The 9,258-nt window shown below is 28.3% G+C and carries 3 protein-coding genes; 1 reads left to right on the forward strand and 2 read right to left on the reverse strand.

Annotated elements, in window-relative coordinates; genetic code table 4:
- Position 1: 1 nt before the first annotated feature.
- Positions 2–1,054 carry a class 1b ribonucleoside-diphosphate reductase subunit beta gene (gene nrdF / locus NXS15_RS00160; protein WP_259289857.1) on the reverse strand — a complete coding sequence of 351 codons (1,053 nt, stop codon included), beginning with the start codon at positions 1,052–1,054 and terminating at the stop codon, positions 2–4.
- 383 nt (positions 1,055–1,437) lie between these two features.
- Positions 1,438–6,240: a hypothetical protein gene (locus NXS15_RS00165; RefSeq protein ID WP_259289858.1), complete on the reverse strand. Its 4,803-nt coding sequence runs from the start codon at positions 6,238–6,240 to the stop codon at positions 1,438–1,440.
- Between the two features lie 454 nt (positions 6,241–6,694).
- Here NXS15_RS00165 and NXS15_RS00170 point away from each other — a divergent pair, with 454 nt between their 5' ends.
- Complete coding sequence (locus NXS15_RS00170) at positions 6,695–9,253, forward strand: hypothetical protein (RefSeq protein WP_259289859.1); 2,559 nt, start codon at positions 6,695–6,697, stop codon at positions 9,251–9,253.
- Positions 9,254–9,258 lie beyond the last annotated feature (5 nt).

Genomic DNA, 9,258 nt, shown 5'->3' on the forward strand with positions numbered 1-9,258 from the left:
ATTAAAATTCTCAATCCTCATCTTCAGTTTCTTCGCTAACGCCCATAACATAACTACTGCCATTTCCCGAAAAGAAATCGTGATTTTCATCGGCTCTAGCAGATAATTGGGCGAATACATCCGGTTTGATTCTTGTCTCTTCTTCGCTAAATGGTGAATCATATCCTAGATTTTGTAAAAATTTACCAGCATTATATAAACTAAATTTAATAGCATCTTCAGCCAAGTTTTCACCGTCGCTTAAATGAAAACCATCATAAAGTTCATATAAAAATTTCTTTTCTAAATCAATCAATTTATAAGTTAAGTCAAAAACAAATTTTTTCATTTCTTCTTGCTTTTCTTTAGAATATTTTTCTACTTTGCGTTGATATTTGTAACCACTGTAATAGTTGTGGATCACTTTGTCTCTCAAAATTAATCTAATAATGTCGCTAGTATTGGGCAATTTTGATCTTGCTGCTAAGTAAAATGGCAAGTAAAATCCACCATATAATAAAAACCCTGGCATAAGTGCTGATGCAACTTTTGATTTTAGTGGGTCATCTCCTACATAAAATGGAATTAATGCTTTTGCTCTCGCTTGCAATGCATCATTGTTTATAACTCATTCATGAGCTTCTTCAATTTGTTCGCTAGAACATAGAGTACTAAAAATTGTTCCATAGCTTCTAGCGTGCACACCAACCATAAAAGCAAAGTTAGCATATATAACTTGCTCATGATCGGTAGTTGAATGTGGTATTTGAGCTGTATCCGATACTGTCGCTTGAACTGTATCAAGTAGAGTTAGCCCTGTAAATGTTCTTGTAATCAATTGTTGTCACTTCTCATCTAAAGTATTTCAGGACTTTAAGTCATTTGACACAGGTATTTTTTCAGGCAGTCAAAAATTTTGGGTAATTCTATTTCAAACTTCCAAGTCCTTATCGTCGTTGATTCAATTTCAATTAACACTTCTTAGTCTTCCTTGAAAACCATTTTGATAGTATTCTATTGGTGAAACTGAATTGTAGTAATATTCGTTTTTTCTTTTAGTTTTTCGATCTTTCATAATCACCTCCTTTAAAGGTTAATAATTATTATAAACAACCAAAAATGAGGCAAAAAATAAAAATAATAAAAATATTTTTTTGCATTTTTTTGTAGAAAAAAAGTGCTAAAAAATAAGTATTTTTCATCAAAAAAGCCTTTTTTGAATAGCAAAAATTAATTGTGAAAACTCACAAGTAAATATTTATCATTTGCACGTTTACCGATAACGCTTGTTTACTATTTTTTTGGACAAAAACTAAATTTATTTAATTTACTTATCTCGTTAAAATCTCAAAAAATATGAAAATTAATATCAATTTGTTTAATATAAATTTTTTGCGACAAAAAATTTGCTTTGACCAAAGCAATATAAAAAAACCATGATTACCATGGTTAATATTTCTATCTTTTTCTTGACCTTGAATTGAAGAAAATTACACCATAAATTAGTGCTCCAACTATAGGGATTGATAGCAGTCAAAGATAATTTTTATTAAAACTAGCTTTATTCGATTTTTGTTCTTGTTTTAATATTGGATTATTTTTAGTGTTTTGATTTTGATGTTGATGTTTGCGTGGTGATTCGTTTGCGATATTGCTTTTTTCAGTATTTTGTTTTTGTATTTGATTATTGTGTGGCGATTCGTTTGTGATATTGCTTTTTTCAGTGTTTTGTTGAGCGTCTAAAAATTTTTGCTCTTGGTCTGATTTTGTTTGTTTGTTATTTTCTTCAGCAATACTGTTTTTTGTAGGTTTTAAAGATGGTTTGGGCAAAAAGCCCTTAATCTCAAATTCGGCATTTTTATTTAAATTTTTATAATTCAAAGAAAAATGAATAATGATTTTTGAATCTTGTAGATTTTTTTCAATACGATCTATTTTTAGGCTGATATTACTATCGTTGACATTTGATGTAATGTCAGAAATTTCTATTTGCGTAATATCTTTTTCTTTCGGTATTTTAAATTCGGTATTATTTATCAAATTATTAAGGTAATGATTTACGAAATCATCAACAAATGACTTTGTAGACTTAAAATCATCTGCTACTTGTTTTGATATCTTGTCAATTTGAACAGGTTCTAAATTAGATGAATTTGATTGCTCGTAATAATGATTTAATTTAGTATTAAAATCGTTAATTTTATCTTGGATTTGTTCTATATTTCAGTTATTTTTTGAAAAAATTAACTTATCATTGATTGATTTTTGAAGAGAATTTATCAATTGTTGTCTTTCTTGTTCAATTCTTTTTGCTTCTTCTACACGACTTGTGGTCAACAAACCAGTAATTACTTGTGTTTTATTATCTATAAATTCATTGTCAGTTGTACTGATTGTATAAGAAATCGTTATTTCGCCGTTGTCATTATTGGCTGATAAATTTATGTCCGAAATTAGATAATTAGGGTCGTAATTGTCTTTATTCAGTTGAGATGCAACAATATTAGACGGTAAGATTGTCTCTTTTGTTTCATCATTGATCGTGAAATAAAATAGATTGTAAAAATTCGCAAAATTCGATCTTCTTTGTTCCTTGTCATAATTGTTTTTGGCAGCTATTTTTAAATCATTAATTTTCAGTAAATAATCATTTAGTTTCTCATTTGCTAAATTAATTTCAGTAGTTGTTAAAGCTCCATCACTGATAGTAAGGTCGCTTTGATCGATTAAATTATTAATTTCGGCAATAATTTCATTGTATATATACTGGTCATTATTTAGCCGTTCTTTTTCATCGTTTAATCGGTTCTTAGTCTCTGCATATAGCTGCAGTGCTTGTCTTTTTTCTTGATATTGAATGTATCTTTCTGATTCTGAGTATAATAGTTCAATTTTTTTCTCGACCTCGCCTATTTGATTCAATATTTGGTTTGAGTCTTGACTTATCAAGTAAATATGTTTTAAAACATCGATGGAGTCAATTAAATTTTGCTTATTTTCTTCGAAATTATTGATATAACGTTGATCATTTTCTATATTTGAAATTCTACTCAACAAATCAATGGCATTGCCCACAACATTGTTTAGTTCTGTTGTTCTTTCCTTGATTTGTTGATATTCATCTTGACTGTTTGCATTTACTAACGCGTCTAAAACATTTTCTTCTTGTGTTGCTGATAATAATTTAAATAACTTTTTATCATTATTTATCAAATCATTTTGTTCTTCGAGTTGAATTAATTTTTTTAATGATTGTAATTTTGAGTAGTTGTCAACAGTTCTTAAAACGTCTTTAAACTTGTTCTTTTGGAATGAATATAACTGGGTTGAATTTGTAATTAAATTATCAATATCAGCAATAATTTGGTCCCCGTTAAAAATATTTTTATTATTCAATAAGTAAGAAATTTTTTGTTCAATTTCTTCTATGTTTAGATCATCATTTATTGACTGAGTTATCAAATGTATATTGTTTGATAGTTCTTTTTTATTCTCATCAAGTAATAGTTTATAACCTATTAAATTTTCAAAATCGCTAAATTCATCAACAAGATCTTTTAACTCCAACATTTTTGCATTAACTAATGCAAAATCGACAAATGATTGATTAATTGCATTTATATCAATATTAGATTTAATATTTGTTAACATTCTTTCTTTTTGAGCTTGACTTAAATGAACTAGATTATTCAATTTATTATTAAAATCACCATTTTTTAAATCACTAATTAAATTTTGAATTGGCTCTACTGATTTATCAGTAATGTCATTAATATGATTTAATTTTTCCTTTAAAAGTTCTTTTCATTCACTGAATAAATCATCATTTTCGTCTATTTTTTCACTAATTTCAGTGTAAAGATTGTTTGAATGCATAGCGTGTTTGATATCTGTATCAATTTTATTGTTTGCTGTTTCAAAATAGCTAATGTTAAATTCAATTCGTTTTTGATTTTCAAACATATTATTGATTTCATTAATTGTATTTTTCAATGTATGCATTGCTTTGTTAGAAAAAACGGTATTTTCGTCTAAATATTGTTTTGCCTTTTTCAATGAAGATTTTAGAGTTTGTAATTTTTCTTTGTACAATTCAACATTTTCTTTAAGAATATCAGGCGATGATAAATTCTCGATATTTTCAATAATATCTTCAGTAAATTTATCAAGTAAAGTACGGTTTTCGTCAGTATCAAAAAACTCTTTTATAATCTCAATGTTTTTGACAGCAAGATTAATATCTTTTACAACATTCGGCATTGGACTTGAAAAATTATTTTTAAAATCTTCCGCCGCTTTATTTATCCTGTCTATATTATTCAAATTTTCAATATCTGATATTACATAATTTGGTTTAGTTAAAATTGTGTTTAGTTCATCAACTCAATATTTTTTAGCAAAATCAAAAGAAGAATCAACACTATTTAATTGTTTTTTTGCTTCGGCAATATTTACATTCTTATTAATATTAATAGTCTCTGTAGCAACACTAGTAATTTGTTTATTTTTTGTTATTTCGGTCAATAAACCATCAATGTCATCACCACTTATATAAGTGTTGTTATTACTGAATAAATTATCAATTTTACTGATTGCATTGACTTTGGAATTCATTATTTTTTCACTATTTTCATTAGTGAAAAAATTATTTAAATTTAACTCGCTTTGTTCAATATGAAGCAAATTATCGTCAATGTTATTTAAAACAAGCAATTGAGTTTTCAATTGTTCTTTGATTGCATTGAAGTTGTTATTTAATTCGGCAAATTTTTCATTATCGCCGTTCCGTATTTTGCTTAAAGGTGTCATGAAAATGCATTGTAAATAATCAACAATGTTACTGTAATCTGGATTGTAACTATAATCAATGATCATTGAATATACTTCATTAATCATGTTATTACGGCTGATAATGAAATCATTAATTTCTATTTCCAGTGTTTTGTTAATTTCGTTGTATTTTCTTTGCATATACCAGCCATCATTTGGAGTCATTTTGTAAGATTTAATAGTTAAATTTTGTCCTTGTTTTAATGTTTTATTGTCTAGTTTAATCACGAATTTAGTTGAATTAAAATTATTAGGAATTGTTCTACGAAGCGTTTCATCATCTATATTTATCTCTAAATTCAATCCGCGATAAGCTTCAATATTATCTGATATTAACAATGTTATCTCGGTGTCACCATCGTATATTCGAGAAAAACTTAGGTCCTTAACATTTTTTTCAAGCCCATCATTATCAAGAATTTTATCTGTATAGTTAAAATTAGTTTTATAGATTGCTTGAATTAATGAAGGGCCTGGATAATCAGCAAAAACAACGCCTAGTGTTGATAATTCCTGGTGTTGATTTAAATAATTTACAATTCTTTGATTTATTCGTGCAGAAGAATTATCGGGACGTCATCCCGCAGCCATTGACATAAAATTTACATATACATTGTCTTCTAAATATTCCTTATTACTGGTTTTGTTAAAATGTTTAGTAATCAGATTAATTTTTTCATCAATACTTAATCCATCATATTTATCCTGAATGCTTTGCTCTACCGTTAACTCACGAAAATGATATCCGCCTTTTAAGTCAGTAGTAACCAAGTGGTGTCAATGATTCAAAACAATAATTTTGCCACGAAATTGTTGAATATTGAAACCCTTTTCACGTGATAAAGTATTATACGATTTACCCTCCGTGTTGTATAAAAACTTCTCGTATTTATGTAAAACATCATGATATACACTATTAGCTTGTCTTGCGTAATTGTTATCACGAACATTAAAATTCTCATCTTTTATACGCACCAAAATAAATTCCGTTGGATGCTTCTCAAGAAATTTTGTATATTCATAAAATGCATTATCTAATGTTTGATAAGACGTAACAGGACCGTGCACTAACCTACCGTCATTTTGGCTTCGTAAATCAAATGCTCTGATACCTAATTTTAGTTGTTCTTGAAAACTATACACTTGTGTTTGTGCTCTTAGACTCCCAAAAAATCAGTAAATGCCGTATCCATTATACATTGCTGAGTCATGAGTTCCTGGAATTGACAATGAAAACAAGTTTCTATTGTCAGAGAGATTACTCATCCAATCACTCGCATCATACTGGTCGAGATTAATACGTTTAGTTGAAATATGAGCTAAATCATTTTGCTTATGTCAATTTTGATTTACATTTGAAGCTCGGTAATTGAGCGCAACTTGAACAATTGGCAAAATCGCGAGAGTTGTAATACATCATTTCTTTTTCATTATAATCCTCCCGCATAAAGTTACGTTTTTAAACTTTATCGATTATACATTATTTGCGAAATCAAACAAAAACAGAAAGCTAATCAGCTTTATATAGAAATTTTATTGTCTTGATGAAAGGCATGACGTCTTTAACTTTACTATTTTAATTCATAAAGTATCAATAGCACACAAATAATGTTTTAGTTATCGGAGTCTTGGTTTCTTCATATTTTTTTGTGCGTGCATGATCTTTTATGTTTTTTAACTGCCTATCCATTTTGAATTTTGTTTTTTTATCTGAACTACATTTTCTAAAATCTGTTCGAATAAAATAGCATTTTACAGACGATTTTATTAGACAAAAATTGCATTGATTTGTGCGAAAGTTGCTCATAATAATAGTTTAATGTAAAATAATACTGAAATATTGTATAATCCTTTATAAAAAGTTTTTAGATTAATATGGAGGCATATGAAGAAGAAAAAAACAGTTTTAATTTTGACTAATACTCTAGCATTTTCGGGTGGGGTTATAACCACTGCTGCCGTGGCTGCATGTTCGATTCATCGACCTGTCAATAATTCAAATTTAAAAATAGAAAATTTAAAAGAAGCTAATGACAAGCTAAGAAGACAAAAAAGCAATGAATATAATGAATATCTAGCAATAGCGGAAAAAAAATACGACGCTTTTAACAAAAACTCTGAGTCAATTAGCGAAGAACAAAAAAATGAATATAAACAAAATGCATTAAAAAACATCAAGGCTTTGAAAGAAGAATTCAAAAACGATGATAAAACTGAATTGGAAAAATTAAAAAACAAAATACAAAAAATAAAAATAGAAGGCAAAAAAATCAATGTTGCACCCACTGAGGACTTTTTTGACAAAAATGTGGGTAAATTACCCGACGTAAAGCCTAGCCTTCTTTATTTTGCCGGAGCATTCGACTCGTTAGGTTCTAATTTAGTGCAAAAAGTAAATTCTGCATTGGTAGATGATTTTAATTTAGATTTGAGTGAAAAGTCCGCGGTCGATTTTCTTTATAAAACAGGTGAACTTTTGAGTAAAACAACCGATTCAGGATTATATAATTACAATTCAATATATAATGGAAAAATTGCTATTAAAGAACCAGTGCAATGATTACTAGATAGCTATGAAAATGAACGAATAAGTCAAAATTTAGATGAAATTGATTACTATGTCAAACCGTTGGTCGAATTAATAAACAACATTAATCCATTTAAGAACTCAGATTTTGATGGATTTCCACGTGATTACCTTAACTTTATAGTTTCAAAAGAGAATGAACATAAAGTGCTATTCACACCGCATGGTAAAGTGTTTCTTAAAAGACTTTATTTATCTTTAAAAAATTATAACTATGATAGAGAAATAGGTAAGGATGCATGAAGATTTATCACAACTTATTTAAGATGAAACGTGTGAGTAAACGGTTATAAATTTTGAGGTCCTTATGAAATGAAAGAATTTGCCTACTCTTTATTTTTAAGTGATCCAAAAAAGACGGATTTAGTAGAACGCTTCAAGGATGTTTATAGACAATTAAAAGATAAATTTTGAAACGTTAAACCATTTGTTATTGACACAGAGTCAGATCAATATAGTTCTTATAGATATGGCGCAGTTTCTGAACATATTTTAGATGGTAAAAATGGTATTGCTTCAAAATATCCAAACAGAGATGATGTGCAAAATCACGATACACAATATCTACCATATTATATAAGTACTATTTCCTCTCATTATGAGCATATGAGCGACAACCGCAAATTATATTCGTATGCAAAAAATTCCGGATTGGAATATGTTAGATTACAGTTGGGAACTGCTGAACTAGCAAAAATAAAAAATAATGTAATTCAAAATAGATATGACTATGAAAAAAAAGACAGTCATGGTTATTTAATTGAAATGAAAACCCCAGTCAACAAGAAAGAAGAGGAAGAAGTGTTCAAACAAACATTTTTCTACCCTTCCTTATTGCCTGACATTCAAGTTGGATATATAGATCCTGGCACAAATAAGGAAATATATTTTGATGGTGTAATTCAAAATGGAATGAGCGAAGGAAAAATTGTTCCCGCTAATGCAACACCGTTATATTTAAAAAATGTAATATCACGATACTTAAACGAAAAATGAGATAAATACCAATCATTAATGCCGCCATACGTTCCTTTTCGATCTAATCTAAGAAGATTGACATCAGAGCGTTATGATCGTTTTAGATTAGCTTTAGCGACATTGGAATTGGATTTTGACCAAAGCGAGTATACTTTAGCTGATTTATTAGGTTCAAGCGTAAAACCAGATACTGACAAAGTTGGATTGTATAATGAAATTTTTCTAGAACACGTTGGTCAATACCAAGAACAAGATCAATGAGGAACATATTCAATTCCAAAAAATAGTTTTGAGCTTGACTATAGTCATGATGGAATAATTGATTATTACCCTGAACACTATGGAGGAAGAAGTAAAAAAACAATGACAGACGCTATGTTTGGCATGATCTATTTTTTTGAAGATAAAGTTGAATATAATTTCAAAAAGGATAATTTAAGAATTCACCCAGATTGATTCACTTTAAAAGGACTAAATGGGGCACCAATAGATGTTAGTTCGATACCTTATGACTATTTTGTTTATTTCTTAATAAATGATGGCGAAGGTGAGGAAGAATTTAATAAACTTGTCATCGAAAAATATTTAACACCTCCTTTTTCAGAAAATGAAGAAGAATTAAAATTAATAAAATCTAAACTAAACACATATCTTGAAACTAAAAAGAACGATTTTAAACAAAGAACAGGAATCGAATATAATTTTGACAACTGAGCAAAAGTACAGTTAGTTGATTTATATACCAACCCAAACAATAAAGAATTAATATATTCACATTTAAAAGAAAACGAAGATTTTAGTGAAAACATTATTGCTCGAATATTCGACGTATCATTCCAAAAACAAATTGAATTTATTGAACAACAAATATCAAATTAGACTTA

Origin of the sequence: Mycoplasma sp. CSL7475-4, from assembly GCF_024834065.1 — a bacterium.
Classification (GTDB): Bacteria; Bacillota_I; Bacilli_A; order Mycoplasmatales; family Metamycoplasmataceae; genus Mycoplasmopsis.